The 18441-nt window shown below is 73.4% G+C and carries 17 protein-coding genes; 9 read left to right on the top strand and 8 right to left on the bottom strand.

Going from position 1 to position 18441, the window contains the following annotated elements; all coding sequences use genetic code 11:
• Positions 1-43: 43 nt before the first annotated feature.
• A complete protein-coding gene (locus tag AB0O91_RS38550; protein WP_363443392.1) occupies positions 44-508 on the bottom strand; it encodes a hypothetical protein in 465 nt (154 codons plus the stop codon).
• 37 nt (positions 509-545) lie between these two features.
• Entirely contained in the window at positions 546-1808 is a 1263-nt protein-coding gene (locus AB0O91_RS38545; protein WP_363443390.1) for an LCP family protein, read from the bottom strand.
• Positions 1809-1987: 179 nt separating this feature from the next.
• On the opposite strand from AB0O91_RS38545, the gene AB0O91_RS38540 reads away from it, so the two are divergent.
• The 6 genes from AB0O91_RS38540 to AB0O91_RS38515 all read left to right on the top strand — a co-directional run bounded on the left by AB0O91_RS38540 (position 1988) and on the right by AB0O91_RS38515 (position 8406).
• Positions 1988-2065: a putative leader peptide gene (locus tag AB0O91_RS38540; RefSeq protein ID WP_350509645.1), complete on the top strand. Its 78-nt coding sequence runs from the start codon at positions 1988-1990 to the stop codon at positions 2063-2065.
• A gap of 109 nt (positions 2066-2174) precedes the next feature.
• Positions 2175-2729, top strand: a complete 555-nt coding sequence (ssuE, locus tag AB0O91_RS38535) for an NADPH-dependent FMN reductase (protein ID WP_363443388.1) — start codon at positions 2175-2177, stop codon at positions 2727-2729.
• A gap of 254 nt (positions 2730-2983) precedes the next feature.
• Positions 2984-3769, top strand: coding sequence for an ABC transporter ATP-binding protein (locus tag AB0O91_RS38530; protein WP_363443386.1), 786 nt, complete (start codon positions 2984-2986; stop codon positions 3767-3769).
• Between the two features lie 18 nt (positions 3770-3787).
• Positions 3788-6352 (top strand): FtsX-like permease family protein, encoded by a 2565-nt coding sequence (locus tag AB0O91_RS38525; protein ID WP_363443384.1) that lies wholly within the window; start codon positions 3788-3790, stop codon positions 6350-6352.
• A gap of 329 nt (positions 6353-6681) precedes the next feature.
• Positions 6682-7722: a glycosyltransferase family 2 protein gene (locus AB0O91_RS38520; RefSeq protein ID WP_363443382.1), complete on the top strand. Its 1041-nt coding sequence runs from the start codon at positions 6682-6684 to the stop codon at positions 7720-7722.
• Positions 7723-7761: 39 nt separating this feature from the next.
• Positions 7762-8406, top strand: coding sequence for an acyltransferase (locus tag AB0O91_RS38515; RefSeq protein ID WP_363443380.1), 645 nt, complete (start codon positions 7762-7764; stop codon positions 8404-8406).
• A gap of 81 nt (positions 8407-8487) precedes the next feature.
• Here the strand turns inward: AB0O91_RS38515 and AB0O91_RS38510 are convergent, their stop codons facing one another.
• From AB0O91_RS38510 to AB0O91_RS38500, 3 genes are all read right to left on the bottom strand, one after another.
• Positions 8488-9984, bottom strand: coding sequence for an LCP family protein (locus AB0O91_RS38510; RefSeq protein ID WP_363443378.1), 1497 nt, complete (start codon positions 9982-9984; stop codon positions 8488-8490).
• A gap of 150 nt (positions 9985-10134) precedes the next feature.
• Entirely contained in the window at positions 10135-11265 is a 1131-nt protein-coding gene (locus tag AB0O91_RS38505) for an LCP family protein (protein WP_363443376.1), read from the bottom strand.
• 138 nt (positions 11266-11403) lie between these two features.
• Entirely contained in the window at positions 11404-12195 is a 792-nt protein-coding gene (locus AB0O91_RS38500; protein WP_363443374.1) for a TIGR03089 family protein, read from the bottom strand.
• Between the two features lie 103 nt (positions 12196-12298).
• Between AB0O91_RS38500 and AB0O91_RS38495 the strand changes: the two genes are divergently transcribed.
• Positions 12299-13462: a peptidoglycan recognition protein gene (locus AB0O91_RS38495; RefSeq protein ID WP_363443372.1), complete on the top strand. Its 1164-nt coding sequence runs from the start codon at positions 12299-12301 to the stop codon at positions 13460-13462.
• A gap of 128 nt (positions 13463-13590) precedes the next feature.
• On the top strand, positions 13591-14514 hold the full coding sequence (locus AB0O91_RS38490; RefSeq protein WP_363443370.1) for a DNA-3-methyladenine glycosylase 2 family protein: 924 nt from the start codon (positions 13591-13593) through the stop codon (positions 14512-14514).
• A 112-nt stretch (positions 14515-14626) separates the two neighbouring features.
• On the opposite strand, the gene AB0O91_RS38485 is transcribed toward AB0O91_RS38490, so the two are convergent.
• Genes AB0O91_RS38485 through AB0O91_RS38475 form a run of 3 tightly spaced genes read right to left on the bottom strand, consistent with a single transcriptional unit; the run spans position 14627 to position 17525 of the window.
• Positions 14627-15919, bottom strand: coding sequence for a coenzyme F420-0:L-glutamate ligase (locus AB0O91_RS38485; RefSeq protein ID WP_363443368.1), 1293 nt, complete (start codon positions 15917-15919; stop codon positions 14627-14629).
• Positions 15916-16875: a 2-phospho-L-lactate transferase gene (gene cofD / locus AB0O91_RS38480; RefSeq protein WP_363443366.1), complete on the bottom strand. Its 960-nt coding sequence runs from the start codon at positions 16873-16875 to the stop codon at positions 15916-15918. The genes AB0O91_RS38485 and cofD overlap by 4 nt, the downstream gene beginning before the upstream one ends.
• A gap of 41 nt (positions 16876-16916) precedes the next feature.
• Positions 16917-17525 carry a cysteine dioxygenase family protein gene (locus AB0O91_RS38475; RefSeq protein ID WP_363443364.1) on the bottom strand — a complete coding sequence of 203 codons (609 nt, stop codon included), beginning with the start codon at positions 17523-17525 and terminating at the stop codon, positions 16917-16919.
• Between the two features lie 620 nt (positions 17526-18145).
• On the opposite strand from AB0O91_RS38475, the gene AB0O91_RS38470 reads away from it, so the two are divergent.
• Positions 18146-18418, top strand: coding sequence for a WhiB family transcriptional regulator (locus tag AB0O91_RS38470; protein WP_063349134.1), 273 nt, complete (start codon positions 18146-18148; stop codon positions 18416-18418).
• The last annotated feature ends 23 nt before the right edge of the window (positions 18419-18441 follow it).

Here is an 18441-nt window from a genome sequence, read left to right as displayed (position 1 = left end):
GTCGGCAGGTCCGACTCCCCGCTCCGGGGCGGTGGCACGTCCGCTACGCGAGGACGGCCGAGGGCACCCGGCTCCCGTCCCGCATCCCGATCCGGCGCGCGGGCACCCCGGCCCAGACCTCGCCGGGGCCGGTCGAGCGGGTGAGCACGGCGTTGGCGCCGACCACGGTGCCCGCCCCGACGGTCAGCACGCCCGTCTTGCACACCACCTTGGCGCCCGCGCAGAGCACCGCGCCGTCCCCGACCACCACCCGCCGCATCGCGCTGAGTTCCTGCGGCACCCACGGGTCGGCGCGCCCGACGGTGACGCCGTTGTAGAGCGTCACGTCCGCCCCCAGCGTGGTGTACGGGTGCAGCACGGTGCCGAAGCCGCGGTGGAACACGATGAGTCCGGGCCCGATCTCGCAGGCGGCCGGCACCTCCATCCCGTAGAGCGCGAGCGCCTCCTGGACCAGGCGGCCCAGGAGGCGGTGGCGTCGACGGTAGACGAGTGCGGTGACGAGTGACATCCACCCATTGTGTCCGGCCGGTCACCCGTGGTCGCGACTACTTGACGTCCGGCACGGTGGTGTCGTTCTTGAAGGCGTCGAAGACCTGCTTGGACTTGGCGGCGTCCCACTGGACCGCCGACTCGCCGGTCTTGGTGTGGTAGTCGGCGTTGCCGATCGGGACGGTCAGGGTCTTGCCGTCGCCGCCGTTGACGTCCTTCATGGCGAGGAAGAGCGAGCCCAGGTCGGTCAGTCCGCAGTCGTCGTCGACGATCAGGGTGCCGAGCGCCGAGTCGACCAGCGGGTAGAACGTGAACGGGTCGAGCACGGTGCCCGGAGAGGCGGCCTGGTGGGCGAGGGCGCCGAGGAACTTCTGCTGGTTGCGCATCCGGCCGAGGTCCTGGTCGGCCATCTGGTGGCGCTGGCGGACGAAGGCCAGGGCCTGGACGCCGTTGAGGGTCTGGTCGCCGGCCTTGAGGTCGAGCCCGGAGTCCCGGTCCTTGATGTCCTGGTCGATGTGCATCTCGACGCCGCCGATCGAGTCGACGATGCCGGCGAACCCGGCGAACCCGATCTCGGCGTAGTGGTCGATGCGGATGCCGGTGTTCAACTCGACGGTCTGCACCAGCAGTCGGCCGTTGCCGTTGGCGAAGGCCGAGTTGATCTTCGAGGTGGTGGCCTTGACGGTCTTCCCGGAGCTGGTCTTGAACTCGGGGATCGGCACCCAGGAGTCGCGCGGGATGCTCATCAGGGTGTTCCCGTGGTCCCCGACGTGCAGGATCATCATCGAGTCGCTGCGCTTGCCCTCGACGTCGTGCCCGGTGTGCATGGTGTCCATCTGGGACTCGCTCAGGCCGTCGCGGCTGTCGGAGCCGACGATCAGCCAGTTGGTGCCCTTGCCGGCGGCCGGCCGGCCCGGGTAGTCGGCCAGCACGTTCTCGTGGTTGAGCTTGGAGTCCGCCCAGAACCAGGTCGACACCGAGGTCACCATGACGGCGATCAGCACGCCGAAGACCGTCCACTTCACGATCCGCCGCCGCGGCCAGCGCCGGGCGCCAGCCGGGCGGGCACCGCCGGGACCGCCCGGGCCACCGGGCCGGCCGGGGCCACCGGGGCCACCGGAGCCGGGCCGGCCGGGGCCGCCGGGGGCGTGCTGCGGCGGGACGCCGCCGAGGCGGGACGACTCCGGCTGCCGCGGGGCGGGCGCACCGGGCCCGCGCGGGTTCAGCGAGGCCGGCAGCGGCCGCTCGGCGGCACCGCCGCCGTTGCCTCCGTAGGGGTTCCCTCCGCCGCCGGGGCGGCCCTCCTGCCACGTGTTCATGCGGTGAAGGATGCCCGACACCCGTCCGGCTGACTCCCCCCGGGGGGCCTACCGGGCCTCTTGTAGCAGTTTTGATGCACGTACCGGATCGTTCCGGCGCGAAACGTGTCCGTCACCCCTGTTCCGGTTGCTGAAACGATTCTTGACCGCTTCGAACGCACCGTGTTTGCATTTCGGACATGGATCAGAGTTGGGCACTCACGCGTCGGCGGCACGTCGACCTGCAACGTGTGTCCGGTTCGCTCTGTCGTCGCTGAAGCGCGCCCGTCGAGATCGCCGAGAACGTCGAACACCGTCGAGCACCGACCGCGGCGGCCCCGCAGCGGCCGCTGCGAAGCACCCCCGCTTCCAGCCAGAGGTGAACCCATGGCCACCGTCCTGTCCGTTTCCGGCTCCCCCTCCGCCACCTCCCGCACCACCCGGCTGCTGCGCCACGTCGACGCGCGCCTGGTGGACCGCGGCCACCACGTCATCCCCTTCGAGGCCCGCAGCTTGCCCGCGCACGCGCTGCTCTCCGGCGACTTCGACCACCCCGGGATCGTCGCCGTCACCGAACTGTTCGCCCGGGCCGACGGCGTCGTCATCGGCACCCCCGTCTACAAGGCCGCCTACTCCGGCCTGCTCAAGGCCCTGCTGGACGTGCTCCCGCAGTACGCGCTGGCCGGCAAGGCCGTCCTGCCGCTGGCCACCGGCGGCTCGCCCGCGCACGTCCTCGCGGTGGACTACGCGCTGCGCCCGGTGCTCAGCTCGATGGGCGCCGGCCACATCACCCAGGGCTGGTTCGTGCTCGACCGCGACATCACCGCCGCCGAGGACGGCACCACCCTCGTCGAGTGCCGGACCGACGCCCAGCTCGTCCCCGTGGTGGAGGGCTTCGCCGACGCCCTCGAACGGCTCGCCGCACCCGTCCTGACCGGCTGAGCCGCCGCCGCCCGACCCCGTACGGGGCGACCCCGAGAAGGCCCGCGGCACCCCTTAGGGGGAGGGGGTGCCGCACCCGTAGAACCTTGGTTGCAGCGCTTCATTCCGACGGAGGACGAGCGCCCGCGAGCCGACTCCTAACGTGGTTCTCACGTCCCCGCCCGCCCGAACACGGCCCGGTTCCGTCGGGTCCGCGACCCGACCGGGTCGGGAGGGTGGGGGCCAACGGGTGGGCCACTTCTGAGGAGAATCCAGTGACGACGGCAACGGCCGTGTACGACCCCCAGCTTCCCGGCGGACCGTCCGCCGTCGCCGCCTCGGCCCGCCAGGTGACCAAGGCCTACGGATCGGGCGAGACCAGGGTGACCGCGCTCGACGCGGTCGACGTGGACATCCAGCGCGGTCGCTTCACCGCGATCATGGGCCCCTCGGGCTCCGGCAAGTCCACCCTGATGCACTGCCTGGCGGGGCTGGACACGGTCAGCGCCGGGCGGATCCGGATCGGCGACACCGAGATCACCGGCCTCAAGGACAAGCAGCTGACCAGGCTGCGCCGGGACAAGATCGGCTTCATCTTCCAGGCGTTCAACCTGCTCCCGACCCTGAACGCGCTGGAGAACATCACCCTGCCGATGGACATCGCGGGCCGCCGCCCCGACCAGGCCTGGCTCGACCAGGTGGTGGAGACCGTCGGCCTGGCCGGCCGGCTCAAGCACCGTCCGACCCAGCTCTCCGGCGGCCAGCAGCAGCGCGTCGCGGTGGCCCGTGCCCTGGCCGCCCGACCCGAGATCATCTTCGGCGACGAGCCCACCGGGAACCTGGACTCCCGGGCCGGAGCCGAGGTGCTGACCTTCCTGCGCCGCTCGGTGGACGAGCTGGGCCAGACCATGGTCATGGTCACCCACGACCCGGTCGCCGCCGGCTACGCGGACCGGGTGCTCTTCCTGGCCGACGGCGTGATCGTGGACGAGATGCACGCCCCGACCGCCGACTCCGTCCTCGAACGCATGCGCCGCTTCGACGGCAAGCGGACCAGCTGAGCGGCGGGCCGACGAACCATGCTGCTCAAGACCTCCCTGCGGAGCTTCTTCGCCCACAAGGGGCGGATGGCGCTCTCGCTCGTCGCCGTCGTGCTGTCGGTCGCCTTCGTGTCCGGCACCCTGGTGTTCTCCGACACCGCCACCAGCACCTTCTCCAAGCTGTTCGCCGCCACCGCCTCCGACGTCTCCGTCCAGCCGCCCAAGCCGGCCGACGACGAGGACGCGCAGCCCGGGGACAAGCCCGCCACCGTCCCGGTCGCACTGGCCGGGCAGATCGCCGCGCTGCCCGGGGTGAAGACCGCCGTCGGCCAGGTCATGGTCGGCGACGCGATCCTGGTCGACCCGGCCACCGACAAGCTGATCGGCCCGACCAGCGGGGCGCCGACCCTGGTCGGCAACTGGACGGACACCCCGCGCAACCCGGTGCGGATCACCTCCGGGCACGCCCCGCAGACCTCCGGCGAGCTGGTGCTGGACGCCGACACCGCCAAGAAGGCCAAGCTCGGGCTCGGCGCCGCGGTCCGGCTCGACAACGCCGGCGGCAAGCACGAGTTCACCGTCGCCGGCATCGCCACCTTCACCACCACCAACCCCGGCGCGGCCCTGGCCTTCCTGGACACCCCGACCGCCCAGCAGGTGCTGCTCGGCGAGCAGGCCTACACCTCCGTCGAGGCCTTCGGCGACGGCAGCCGGAGCGACGACCAGCTCAAGGCCGACGCCCTCGCCAAGGTCGGCGGCGGCTACCAGGTGAAGACCGCGGCCGAGCAGAAGGCCGACAACACCAAGGCGATCGGCAGCGGCCTCGACTTCATGAAGTACGCGATGCTCGGCTTCGCCGGGATCTCGCTGATCGTCGGCGGCTTCCTGATCATCAACACCTTCTCGATGCTGGTCGCCCAGCGCACCCGTGAGATCGGCCTGCTCCGGGCCATCGGCGGCAGCCGGGCACAGGTGAACGGCTCGGTGCTGGCCGAGGCGCTGATCCTGGGCGTGCTCGGCTCCACCCTCGGGGTCGCCGTCGGCCTCGGCGTCGCGTTCGGCCTGATCAAGCTGATGAACGCGGTCGGCATGGGCATCAGCGCGAGCGACCTGCAGATCGGGCCCGACGTGTTCGCGGCCGGCTACGCGGTGGGCATCCTGATCACCGTCGTCGCGGCCTGGATCCCGGCCCGCCGGGCCAGCCGGATCGCGCCGATGGCCGCCCTGCGCGACCACGGCACCCCGGCCGAGGCCCGGTCCAACCTCGTCCGCAGCATCCTCGGCCTGCTGCTCACCGCGGGCGGCGCCGGACTGCTGGTGCTCGCCGGCACGGCCGACAAGGCGGGCGTCGGCGGGCAGTACCTGGGCCTGGGCCTGCTGCTCACCCTGATCGGCTTCGTGGTGCTCGGCCCGCTGCTCGCCACCGTGGTGATCAAGGTGCTCGGGGCGCTGCTGCCGACCGTGTTCGGCCCCTCCGGGAAGCTCGCCCAGCGCAACGCGATGCGCAACCCGCGCCGTACCGGCGCCACCGCCGCCGCACTGATGATCGGGCTGGCGCTGGTGATCGGCTCCTCGGTGTTCAGCTCCTCGGCGGTCAGCTCGGCCAGCGCGCAGATCGACAAGTCGGTGGGAGTGGACTACATCATCCGCGGTGACCGGACCGGTGTCACCGCCGAGATGGCCGACGTGGTGAAGCGGACCCCGGGCATCGACCACGTCACCACCGAGAAGGACCTCGAGGTCAAGTTCCAGCTGCCGGACGGCACGTCCAAGCGCACCGGGGTCGCCGCGGTGCCGGAGGCCTTCTTCCGCACCGACTTCCGGCTGCCGGTGAAGTCCGGTTCGACGGAGGCGATCGCCCGGGGGGCACTGGGGATCGGCGAGGCCTTCGCCACCGACCACCACCTCGAGGTCGGCGACAGCATCACCGTCCGCTACCCCAAGGGCCAGACCCAGGTGCTGCCGGTGGGCGTCGTGTTCGCGAAGGGCTCGCTCTACGGGGACGCCTCCTTCGTGGACGTCGCCACCATGGCCAAGGCCGTCCCGGCGGGCGACCAACTGGACCAGGTGATCTACGCCAAGGCCTCCTCCGGCACCGACGTCGCCAAGACCCTGACCGCCCTCCAGGACGCGCTCAAGCCGTACCCGCAGCTGACGGTCAAGGACCAGGCCGGCTACAAGGAGCTGGTCCAGTCCCAGGTCAACACCCTGCTCTACCTGATCTACGGCCTGGTCGGCCTGTCGATCACCGTCGCGGTGCTCGGTGTGGTCAACACCCTGGCGCTGTCGGTGGTGGAGCGGACCCGCGAGATCGGCCTGCTGCGGGCGATCGGGCTCTCCCGCCGCCAGCTGCGCCGGATGATCCGGCTGGAGTCCGTGGTGATCGCGGTGTTCGGCGCGGTGCTCGGCACCGGGCTGGGCCTGGCCTGGGGCGTCACCGCCCAGCGGGTGCTGCGGGACCAGGGCCTCGGGACGCTCACCGTCCCGACCACCACGGTGATGGTCACGCTGGTCTCCTCCGTGGTGATCGGCCTGGTCGCCGCCCTCGTCCCGGCCTTCCGGGCCGGACGGATGAACGTCCTCGCGGCCATCGCGACGGACTGACCCGGCGACGGGGGACGTCGGGTCGACCCACGGGGGACGGGGGGACGGGGGGACCGGGGGAGCGGGGGAACGGCAGGGGTCGGGTGCTCACGGGCGCCCGGCCCCTGCTGTCCGGGGCCGGCGCGGGTCCGGTCCGGCCCGGTCCACGGCCGTTCACCGGATGCGCCGAACCTGCGCCGAACCTGCACCGTTCCCCCGCCGATTCGGGCTCGGGGCGGCGGGACGGTACGGTGGTGTTGATCACAGTGCCGGTGCCGCCCTTGGGGGGACCGGGAGCCGCTGAACCGGGACAAGACGGAGGGACGTCGACACCGGTACGGTTGGCCCCGATGAACACCAAGGCTGCTGAGGAGCTGCCGGCTGTTTCCGTGATCATGCCGGTGCTCAATGAGGAACGACACCTGCGCACGGCGGTCCGGCGCATCCTGGACCAGGAGTACCCCGGGCCGATCGAAGTGGTGATCGCCCTCGGCCCCTCCACCGACCGCACCGCCGAGATCGCGGCCGAGCTGGTGGCCGAGGACCCGCGGGTGCGCACGGTGGAGAATCCCACCGGCCGCACTCCCGCGGGGCTGAACGCCGCGATCCGGGGCTCACAGCACCCGATAGTGGTGCGCGTGGACGGCCACGGCCTGCTCACCCCCGGCTACATCACCACGGCGGTCCGGCTGCTCGGCGAGATGGACGCCGCCAACGTCGGCGGCATCATGCACGCCGAGGGCGAGACCGAGTGGGAGAACGCGGTCGCCGCCGCGATGACCTCCAAGATCGGCGTCGGCAACGCGGCCTTCCACACCGGCGGCCTGGCCGGCCCGGCGGACACCGTCTACCTCGGGGTGTTCCGGCGCGAGGTGCTGGAGAAGCTCGGCGGCTACAACGAGGAGTTCATCCGCGCCCAGGACTGGGAGCTGAACTACCGGATCCGCCAGGACGGCGGGCTGGTCTGGTTCACCCCGCAGCTGAAGGTGACGTACCGGCCGCGGCCGTCCGTCCGGGCGCTGGCCAAGCAGTACAAGGACTACGGGCGCTGGCGCCGGGTGGTCACCCGGTACCACCGCGGCTCGGTCAACCTGCGCTACCTGGCCCCGCCGAGCGCGCTGCTGGCGGTGCTGCTGGGCCTGGTGCTCGGCGTCGCCGTCCACCCGGCCTTCCTCGCGGTGCCCGGCGTCTACCTGCTGGGTATCCTCGGCGGTTCGGCGGTCGAGGGCCGCGGACTGTCGCTGCGGGCCAAGGCGCTGCTGCCGGTGGCGCTCGCGACCATGCACCTCAGTTGGGGCTTCGGATTCATCACCTCGCCCCGCTCACTGGCCCGCCGGGTGATAGGGAGCGTCCGCCCGTCCTCGAAGGACGTGCTCTCCCAGGCGGGTTGACCCTCACGGTGCGCCCCGGACCGGCTACCGTCGGTCCGCATGGGGACAGTTGAGGACGGAGCGGCCGCGGCCGCGGCTCGGACCGAGTCGGCCGCGGCCAGGATCGAGCCGGGCGCGGACGTCGACGAGCGGGCCGCGATCGGCGCCGGGACGAGGGTCTGGCACCTGGCCCAGGTCCGCGAGGACGCGGTGGTCGGTGCGGACTGCGTGATCGGCCGCGGCGCCTACGTCGGCCCCGGTGTGCGGATCGGCGACCGGGTCAAGGTGCAGAACCACGCGCTGGTGTACGAGCCGGCGGTGGTCGAGGACGGGGTGTTCATCGGCCCGGCCGCCGTGCTGACCAATGACCGCCACCCGCGCGCGGTCACCCCCGACGGTCGGCCGAAGAGCCGACTCGACTGGCGGGCCGAACCGGTGACGCTCCGTCAGGGATGCTCGATCGGCGGCCGCGCGGTGCTGGTCGCCGGGGTGACGGTCGGCCGCTGGGCGCTGGTCGCGGCCGGCGCCGTGGTGCACCGGGACGTCCCGGACTTCGCCCTGGTGGCCGGGGTGCCCGCGCGCCGGATCGGCTGGGTCGGCCGGGCGGGCGAGCCGCTCCGACCGGCCGGCGAGGGGCTCTGGAACTGCCCGCGGACGGGCGAGGGTTACCGCGAGACGGACGGAACGCTCAGCCCGCTCCGGTGACGTGGCGGGCGGTTGCGCGCGGCCGCTGCTCAGCGGCAGCTACTCGGCGGGCCGCTACGTGGTGGGCAACTCGGCGGGCCGCTACTTGGCGCACGCGTCGACGTCGTCGGCCTGGACCCGCTGGAGGTCCTTGGGCGCCTCGGTCGGTGCCTGGGCCGGGGCCGCGAGGACGTCCTTGCCGAGCACCAGCAGCAGCGGGTCCTTCGGGGCGGCCTTGGGGTTCGGCCGGACGGCCTCGGCGGGCAGTCCGAGGGCGGCGGCCAGCGCGGCGGCCTCGGCCTCCCGCCCGGCCGGGTGGGACACCGTGGTGGTCGCGGCGGGCGCCGCGTCGGAGCCGACCGAGGCCCGGGCGAAGCCCTTGGCCTTCAGCTTGTCCACCGTCGGCCCGGACTGCCCGCGGGTCCCGCTGCCGTTGCGCACCGTCACCGTGACGTCCCCGGTGTCCACGGCCGGGGCGGTGGCGCTCGGTGCGGCCGGGGTCTCCGGGGCTGCCGGGGCGGCCTGCTGTTCGGTCAGCGAGCGGTCGCCCGCGATCATCGAGAACACCTGACCGGCGTCCGGCTGCCGCAGGACCAGCCGGTCGTCGTCCTTGGGGTCGTCCAGCACCGGCACGGTGGTGAAGGTGATGTTCTTGGTGTCCACCTTGCTGATGTCCTGCGCCAGGTCCTTCAGCTTGTCGACGCTGCCGATGCCGGAGTCCACGGTGAGCGCCTTGGTGGCGGCGTCCGCGAGCTGGTAGAGCTTGCCCGGGTTGGTCAGGGTGCCGTCGCTCTTGATCTTGCGGATCATCGAGCTGATGAACTGCTGCTGGAGCGGGATCCGGGTGAGGTCGCCGCCGAAGCCGACCGCGTGCCGGGTGCGGACGAAGGCCAGCGCCTCCTCGCCCTGGACGACGTGCCGGCCCTTGGACATCTTCAGGTGCGAGCCCTTGTCGTCGATGTCCTTGGCCGCGCAGACCTCGACCCCGCCGACGGCGGTGGAGAGCGTCTTGACCGCCTCGAAGTCGACCTGCACGAAGTGGTCGACCCGGATGCCGGTCACCTTCTCCACGGTCTTCCAGGTGCAGCCCGCGTCGCGGCCGTCCTGGCCGAGGCTGTTGTTGAACATGTCCCGGGCCGATCCGGGGATCTTCTTGCCCTGGACGTCCTGGCACTCCGGGATCGGCACCATCAGGTCGCGCGGGATGCTGACCACCGTCGCGTTGGAGCGGTCCTTGGCGACGTGGAACAGCAGCGTGGTGTCGGCGTGCCCGGTGCTGCCCTCGTCGCCGTACTCGCGCCCGAGACCCTGCCGGCTGTCGGTGCCGATCACGAGGATGTTCAGCGCGTCCCCGGCGGCCTTGGGCCGCTCCGCCTCGTCGCCCAGCTGGACCTTGACCGAGGTCAGGTTGGAGTTGAAGTGCCGGTACAGGTAGTACGCCCCGCCGCAGCCCGCGACCATCACCAGCGCGCCGGTCCCCGCCGTCCACCTGAGCACGCGGCGGCGCCGCCTGCGCTTGGCGGCGGCGGCCGCCCGTCGCCGGGTCTCCCGACGGCCTTCCCCGTTGAACTGGCCGGTGTTCGGTTGTTCCTGCTGCACGGGATTCCCTACGTCCGGCCGGTCACGGGCGGCGGCCCACCCGGGCGGTGGGTCGGTCCGGACACACTAGACGAGCCGAACGGGGGAATCGTTCCGGGTATGAGATCCGTCACGGAAAAGCAATGGAAGGGCAAAGTGCGGGCGGGGGCGTCAGTGCTGGGTGCAGGAGTCCACGTCGGCGGTGCGTCCCTCGAAGGTGGGCGGGTCGCCGGCCGGGGGTGACGCCGTCGCCCCCGCCGTGGCCCGGTCGGAGCCGGTTCCGGCGGCGGCCCCCGCCCCCGGCGCGGGGGCCGGGTCGGGCGGCCGCACGGTGATCGGCCGGTCGCCGCGCAGCGCGTCGAACAGCTGGCCGGTCTGCGGCTGCACGAACTCGTCCCGGTCCGAGTCGTAGCGGTACGGGCGGCGCGGCGCGGTCAGGAACACCACGTCCGGCGAGGGGATGCCGCGCAGGTCCTGGGTGAGGTCGTACAGCGCGCCGAGCGAGGACAGCCCGCCGTCCGCCTTCACCGAGGAGGTGGCCGCGTCCAGCACCGGCCACAGCTTGGCCGGGTTCAGCAGCACCCCCTGCGACTGCACCTTGCGGATCAGCGAGGCGAGGAACTGCTGCTGACGGCCCATCCGCTGGGTGTCGCTGCCGTCGCCCAGGCTCTCCCGGGCCCGGACGTAGCCGAGCGCCTGCTCGCCGTGCAGCACCTGGCGCCCGGCCGGGAGGTCCAGCTTGGCCTCCTTGTCGTGGATCGGCTGCGGCACGCACACCTCGACCCCGCCGACCGCGTCCACCATGGTCTTGAAGCCGCTGAAGTCGAGGATCACGTAGTGGTCGATCCGGATGCCGCTCAACTGCTCGACGGCGCGGATCGAGCAGGCCGGACCGCCCAGCTCGAACGCCCAGTTGAACTGCATGGTGCCCGGCTTGCTGCGGCTGCCGTCCGGCTTCTGGCAGGACGGCACGGTGACCATGACGTCCCGGGGGACGGAGACCGCCGTCGCGTGCTTCCGGTCGGCGGCCAGGTGCAGCAGGATCGTGGTGTCCGAGCGCTGGGTGCCGGCCTCGCCGCCGTACCCGGCGTTCGGGCCGGAGCGGTCGTCGCTGCCGATCAGCAGGATGTTCCGGGCGCCGCCGGCCCCCGCGGTGCGGCTCGGCCGTTCGGCCTCCAGCTTGGCCAGCAACTGGTCGGTGGCCGAGTCGGTCCTGATGTTGCCGTCCAGCTTGCGGTACGCGATCCAGAGCAGCGCGCCGGTGGCGACCAGCAGGAACGCGACGACGCCGGCGGTGATCATCAGCCACCGCCGGCGCCTGCGCGGGCGTCCGGGTCCGCCCGGAGGGGCGGTCGTCGGGGGAGTTCCGTCGGTCGGGGGGTGCTCGGTGTCGTCCTCGGCCATGGCAGGGATCCCTACCCGCCGGGACGGCGCCGGGGGTCAGCCCAGGCGCACAGTCACCCGTTCGGATTCGGCCCGCTTCTCCCACTGCCCGGCGTCCAGGCCCTGGGAGTTGCGGCAGAGCACCACCGAGGCGCCGGCCGCCAGCGGGGCCAGCAGGCCGGCCTCCAGGCCCGCCCAGTCGTCGAAGGACAGGGTGGACAGCACCCGGTCGCCGGGCTTGAGCCCGAGGCGGACGGCGCCCTCCCGGGCCAGCGCGACGGTCTGCTCACCGGTCAGCTTCAGCGGCAGCCCGTCCACCGAGGTCTCCAGCGCCGGCCCGTCCGGGGCGACGGGGGAGTACGGCGCGAAGCGGTCGCCCTGGCCGGGCACCTCGGCGGCGTAGTCGAGGAAGCCGTCCGGGCGCTGCGGGAAGCGTCCGCCGAGCGGGCGCAGGGCGAGGGCCACCCGCTCGCCCTCGCAGGCCTGGGCGGCGTCCAGACCGTCCGGGCCGCTCACCACGAGCTCGGTGGCGGCCGGGTCGCCGCCCGGCACCGCCGTCACGCCGACCGACCAGCAGGCCAGCAGCCAGACGGCGCTCTGCCAGTGGGCGGGCAGCAGCAGCGCGGCGCGGTCGTCCGGGCCGGCGTTCAGTTCGTCCTGGAGGAGGTTGGCGGTCTTGGCGACCCAGTTGTCGAAGGTCCGGGCGGACAGCTCGACCCGTTCGCCGGTGGCGTCGTCGTAGAAGGTGACCAGCGGGGCCGCGGGATCGACCGAAGGGGTGCCGCCGCGCAGGTATGCGTGCAGCAGCTCGACGGGGGTGCGGGCATCGGCAGCGAATGGCGCAGTCATGGTGCGACCAGCCTACGGCCTTCGGGTGGACGGCCGGGAGGGGCGGCCGGGAGGGCGCGAGGCGGCGTGGCGGGCCGTCCGGTTTGCGGCGACGATCCCCTCTATGTACCTCTCCGACAAGGCCGCGCGCCTCTCCGACCGGGCCGTGCGCCTCCCGTTCCCGGCCGCGCTGCTCGCCGGCTGCACCGCCGCCCTGCTGCTCCAGCCCGCCCCCGGCGCCTCCGCCGCGCCCCTTGCCCCCGCCGCCGCCGCGCGCCGCGACTTCCCCGGCGGCGGCAGCACCGTCGCCCTGCCGCTGCCTGCCGGGGCCGGGCTCGCGCCGCGGACCACCCGACCGTTCGAACTCCTCGGCGTCGGCTGGGACGGCCCGGCCGGGGCACTGGCCGACGGCGCCGTCCGGGTCCGCACCCGGGACGCGGCCACCGGCCGCTGGGGCGACTGGCACACCCTGGAGGCCGACACCGAGGACGGCCCCGACCGCGCCCGGCACGGCGCCACCGCCCCGTTGTGGACCGGCCGCAGCGACGGCGTCGCGGTCGAGGTCCGGCCCGGCCCGGCCGGACCGCTGCCCGGACTGCGGCTCGAACTGGTCGACCCCGGCGCCGGGGCGCCCGCCCCCGCCGCCACCCGCACCCTGCCCGCGGCCGCGCGGGAGGGCCACCAGGCCCCGCGCCCGGGCATCGTCACCCGCGCGGGCTGGGGCGCCGACGAGTCCATCCGTGAGCCCGGCTACGAGTACACCGGCCCGGTGAAGGCGGTCTTCGTCCACCACACCGCGACCGCCACCGACTACGCCTGCTCCGACGCCCCCCGGGTGATCCGGGCGATCTACCAGTACCACGTGAAGACCAGCGGCTGGCGGGACATCGGCTACAACTTCCTGGTCGACCGCTGCGGCACCGTCTACGAGGGCCGGGCCGGCGGCATCGACCAGCCCGTCCACGGCGCCCACACCCTCGGCTTCAACACCGACTCCTCCGGCGTCGCCGCGATCGGCACCTACGTCGACGCCGACCCGCCGCAGCCCCTGCTCGACGGCCTCGCCGCCCTCGCAGCCTGGAAGCTCGGCCTCACCGGCCAGTCCGCCGACGGCCGCACCAAGCTGACCTCCGCCTCCGACGCCAGCCGCTACCCCAAGGGGACGGCGGTCGACTTCGACGCCGTCTCCGGCCACCGCGACGCCTTCAACACCGAGTGCCCGGGCAAGGCCCTCTACGCCCGGCTCCCCGCGCTGCGCGCGGCCGCCGCCAAGCTCCAGGCCCCGTAGGGTCAACCACCGCCCCCGGCACGGCCGTTCAGCGTGCTTTCCGGCTCCGCCCGGCCCCCGCGTATCGTTCATGGCCCCGGGCGGCACAGGCAGCACCGGCGGCACGGACGGCACAGGAGGCGACGGCGGTGACGGGCGGAAGCGAGGCGGTACGGCGCTGGCGGCCGGGCTTCCCGCTCGACGTGGCGCGGACCCTGCTGCCGCTGCGCCGGGGCCCCGCCGACCCCTCCTACCGCACCACCGGCGACGGCGCCGTCTGGCGCGCCTCCCGGACCCCGGCCGGGCCCGGCACCCTGCGGGTGCTCCCGCGTCCCGGCGCGGGCGAGGTGGAGGCGAGCGCCTGGGGGCCGGGGGCGGCGTGGCTGCTGGAGCGGCTGCCGGTGCTGCTGGGCGCGCAGGACCACCCGGAGGAGCTGGTCCTGCCGCCCGGGCCGCTGCGGGACGCCCAGCGCCGTACGGCTGGGGTGCGGCTGACCCGGACCGGGCTGGTCCTGGAGTCCCTCGTCCCGGCGGTCCTGGAGCAGAAGGTCACCACCGACGAGGCCTACCGTGCCTGGCGCACCCTGCTGCGGGACTTCGGCACCCCGGCGCCGGGCCCGGCCGAGGGCATGCGGGTGGCGCCGTCGGCCCGCGAGTGGGCGATGGTCCCGAGCTGGGAGTGGCACCGGGCCGGGGTCGACCCCAAGCGCTCGGCCACCGTGCAGCGCGCGGTGCGGCTGGCCCCGCGCCTGGAGGAGGCCTCGGCGATGGGCCACGAGGAGGCTTTTGCCCGGCTGACGGCCGTCCCGGGCGTCGGCATCTGGACGGCCGCCGAGACCCTCCAGCGCAGCAACGGCGACCCGGACGCGGTCTCGGTCGGGGACTTCCACCTCCCCGACCTGGTCGGCTGGGCGCTGGCCGGCCGCCCGCGCAGCGACGACGCCCAGATGCTCGCCCTGCTGGAGCCCTACCGCCCCCACCGCCACCGGCTCTGCCGCCTCCTCCTGGCCACCGGCGCCCATGCCCCCCGCTACGGCCCCCGGCTGGCCCCCAACGACCACCGTCGACGCTGACCGGAACCCGCTGCGGCGCGCGCTGCCCACGCCCGAACCGTGGCCGACGACCTGGACATCCGGGCAGCGGAGGGCGGACTCCTGGCCCCGGAGGCGGAGGAGCGCTGCGCCGCTACCGCACGGTGATGAAGGCCTCGGCGTTGCGGTCCAGGCGTTCCGGCGGGAGTTCGGCGGGGCGGCCGACGGCGACGGCGCCCATCGGGTCCCAGTGGTCGGGCAGGTCCAGGGCGGCGCGGACGGTGTCGCGGCAGAACATCGTGGAGGACACCCAGGCGGAGCCGTAGCCCTCGCCGGTCAGGGCGACCAGCAGGTTCTGCACGGCGGCGCCGGCCGCGACGGTGAACATCTCCCGTTCGGCGGCGGCCCGGCGCGGGTCCGGGTAGTCGTGCGAGCCGTCCGTCACCAGGCAGGGCACCACCAGGTACGGGGCGTTGCGCAGCACGTCGCCGCGGGCGGTGCGGCGGGCGATCCGGGCGTCGTCCCAGCCGTCGAGCTCGCGCAGGTCGCGCCGCCAGGCGGCGAGCATGGCGTCGAGCAGCCGGGTGCGGGTGTCGGCGGACTCCAGCAGGACGAAGCGCCACGGCGTGGTGTGGTGCGGGGCCGGCGCCGTGATGGCGGCGGCCACCGCGCGCCGGACGGCGGCCGGGTCGACCGGGACGTCGGTGAAGGAGCGGACGGTGCGCCGCAGGGTGACGGCCTGGCGCAGCGCCTCGGAGGTGCCGAGCCGGAACATGTCGTTCTCGGCGGGCCGCACCAGCGGCCGGGTGCCGGCGCCGTCCTCGGCGGTGACGAGGTGGCCGAACCCGCGCACGACGGCCACCGGGACACCGGTGGCCTTGCCCTTGACCAGGTCGGCGGCGGCGGCGAGTTCGTCGGCAGTGGCGGTGACGGTGATCGACAGCTCGTTGCCGTGGCTGTCGGTGCGGCCCCGGTGGTCCTCCAGGACGGAGAGTCCGGCGGCGCCGATCGCCACATCGGTGAGCCCGTTGCGCCAGGGCCGTCCGAAGGTGTCGGTGACGATGACGGCGAGCCGGCGGCCGGTGAGCTCCTGGAGCCGGGCGCGCAGCGCGCGGGCGGAGGCGTCCGGGTCCTCGGGCAGCAGCAGCACGGTGCCGGGGGCGGTGTTGGAGGCGTCGACGCCGGCGGCGGCCATCACGAAGCCGTTGCGGTTCTCCACGATCCGGGCGGGCCCGCGCCGGGCGACCACCCGGACGGTCTCGGCGTCGATCGCGGCCTCGCGGTCGGCGGCGTGCAGCAGCCGGCCCTCGGCCTTGCTGACGACCTTCGAGGTGACCACCACGATGTCGCCGTCCAGGTACGTCCCGGCCTTGGCGATCAGGCCGGCGAGGTCGGCCCCGGCCTCGATCTCCGGCAGCCCCTCGACCCCGAGGACGGTCAGCGTCACTTCCGCACCTGCTCGGCGAGGTCCAGCGCGGCCCGGGCCATCGCGGCGGTGGCCTCGACGTCGGTCATCAGCAGCGGGACGGCCCGGCAGGCGATCCCGGCGGCCTCGACGGCGGCCACGGCGGCGTCGTCCGCGGTGTCCACCAGCCAGCCGTCCAGGAGCGCGGGGCCGTAGTTCAGCGCGACCGCCTCGGCGGTGGCCTCGACGCCGACGGCGGCGAGCACCTTGTCGGCCATGCCCCGCACCGGCGCCCCGCCGATGATCGGGGAGAGCCCGACCACCGGCGCCGGGGCGGCGGCGACGGCCTCCCGGATGCCGGGGACGGCGAGGATGGTGCCGATCGAGACGACCGGGTTGGACGGCGGGAAGAGGATGACGTCGGCCTCGGCGAGGGCCTCCAGCACGCCGGGCGCCGGCTTGGCGGTGTCCGCGCCGACCGGGATGATCGCCTCGGCGTCGACGGCGGCGTGCAGCCTGACCCAGTACTCCTGGAAGTGGATCGCCCGGGTGCCCTGCTCGTCGGTGATCCGCACGTGGGTCTCGACCCGGTCGTCGCTCATCGGCAGCAGCCGCACGCCCGGCTGCCAGCGCACGCACAGCGCCTCGGTGACCTGGCTGAGGCTGTACCCGGCGGTGAGCATCTGGCTGCGGACGAGGTGGGTGGCGAAGTCCCGGTCGCCGAGCCCGAACCACTCGGGGCCGACGCCGTACTCCTTCATCTCGGCCTTGATCGACCAGGTCTCGTCGGTCCGGCCCCAGCCCTGCTCCTCGTGGATGCCGCCGCCGAGGGTGTACATCACGGTGTCGAGGTCGGGACAGACCTTGAGGCCGTAGAGGTGGATGTCGTCGCCGGTGTTGCCGATGACGGTGATCTCGTCCTGCGGTCCGACCGCCGCGAGGAGCCCGCGCAGAAAGCGCGCCCCGCCGATTCCGCCTGCCAGTGCCACGATGCGCATGGGGTCATCCTGCCACGGTCGGACTGCCCGTCAGCCCGCCTTCAGGGCCGCTGCGCGGGGGCCTGCGGGTGCTGCTCCGGGACGGCGCCGGCGGTGCCGTACTGGTTCATCTCGGTCAGGCCCGGGGTGTAGAGGTGGATGGAGACGGCGGGTTCGAGCGCGCCGTTGACCACCTCGTGGAGGTAGCCGGAGGAGAACACCCGCCGGCTGCCGGGGCGCAGGGTGCGGGCCTCCTCGCCGCTGTGGCCGAGGGAACGCTCGATCAGCTCGCCCCGGACGACGGTCATGACGCCGGAGGACGCGCCGTGGTCGTGGAAGCCGCTGCTCTGGCCGGGCAGCCAGCTGAGCAGCCAGACCTCGTAGCCGGGGCCGGTCTCCAGCCGGGCGTACCAGCGGGTGAGCGCGTCGTAGCGGACCAGCGGCTCCCAGCGGGCGCGGTCGGCGGCGATCTCGCGCACCAGCCGGGCGTACTCGGCGACGGTGGTGGGATGGCCGGGCAGGTCGGTGCGGGCCAGGTGCGGGAAGGCGAGCGGGTCGCCCGCGATGGAGACGTCGCTGAGGCCGTCCGCCCAGCGGGCGGCGGGGGCGGAGCCACGGCGGGCGAGCTTGTTGCGGTCGCGGTTCCGCTTGCGGATGCGGATCATGCGCACGGGAGTCGTCCTCGGATGGGTCGGCTGGTCGGGGAGCAGCCGGATCCGGGATGTCCTGGGGCGGGAGTCGCGGGCGGCCTCTGTGCTTCCTGGTGGCGGCGCGCGGTGGGACGCGGGCGCCTAGATACAGCAGGAACAGAGGCGACAACAGGAGTTCACGGCACGACGGAGCGTGGAACCGCTCCGGGGGCTGGAGAACTCTGACATGGAAGAAAGGACATCGCATCCGTGGGGTCGGTGTCAAACCGATGGATGCGGCATTCGAGTGGGTTAGGTCCGGATCCATCCCGGATGGGGTGATTCATCACTCTCTATGTTTCGATGGGAAGATCGCCGGGAAGGCAGGCCGATGACCGGCCTGTGACGGTGACCGAGCGTCATCCCACGAATGGTTGCGGGCGTTTCGACGCCATCCGAGGCTTTCGGGCTGAAGGTCCGATGTGTCCGGATATGTACACTATTCGTAACGGCTTGGTGCCAGGGAGTGAATCCCGGCCCCAATACCAGAGCTCGGCTTGACTGGGCCAGAGTGACGCAACTGTAATTTCACTCGTGTCGTCAGCCGCACGAGGCAACGGCAACCACGGGGACGCCAAGTAGGGGCAGAGGAGGCGCGCCACATGAGCGAGCTCTTTGAGCTGTTGATCGGGGACGGCATCGCGGAGGAAGAGGAGGAACTCGGCTGGCAGGAGCGCGCGTTGTGCGCCCAGACCGACCCCGAGTCCTTCTTCCCCGAGAAGGGCGGCTCGACCCGCGAGGCCAAGAAGGTCTGCCTCGCCTGCGAGGTCCGCTCGGAGTGCCTGGAGTACGCCCTCGCCAATGACGAGCGCTTCGGCATCTGGGGCGGCCTCTCCGAGCGCGAGCGCCGCCGGCTCAAGAAGAGCGCGGTCTGACCGGGGCGGAGCGCCCCGACCCG

It is taken from the genome of Kitasatospora sp. NPDC089797 (genome assembly GCF_040684795.1).
In the GTDB taxonomy this organism is placed as follows: Bacteria; Actinomycetota; Actinomycetes; order Streptomycetales; family Streptomycetaceae; genus Kitasatospora.
This window is presented reverse-complemented; position numbering and strand designations above follow the sequence as displayed.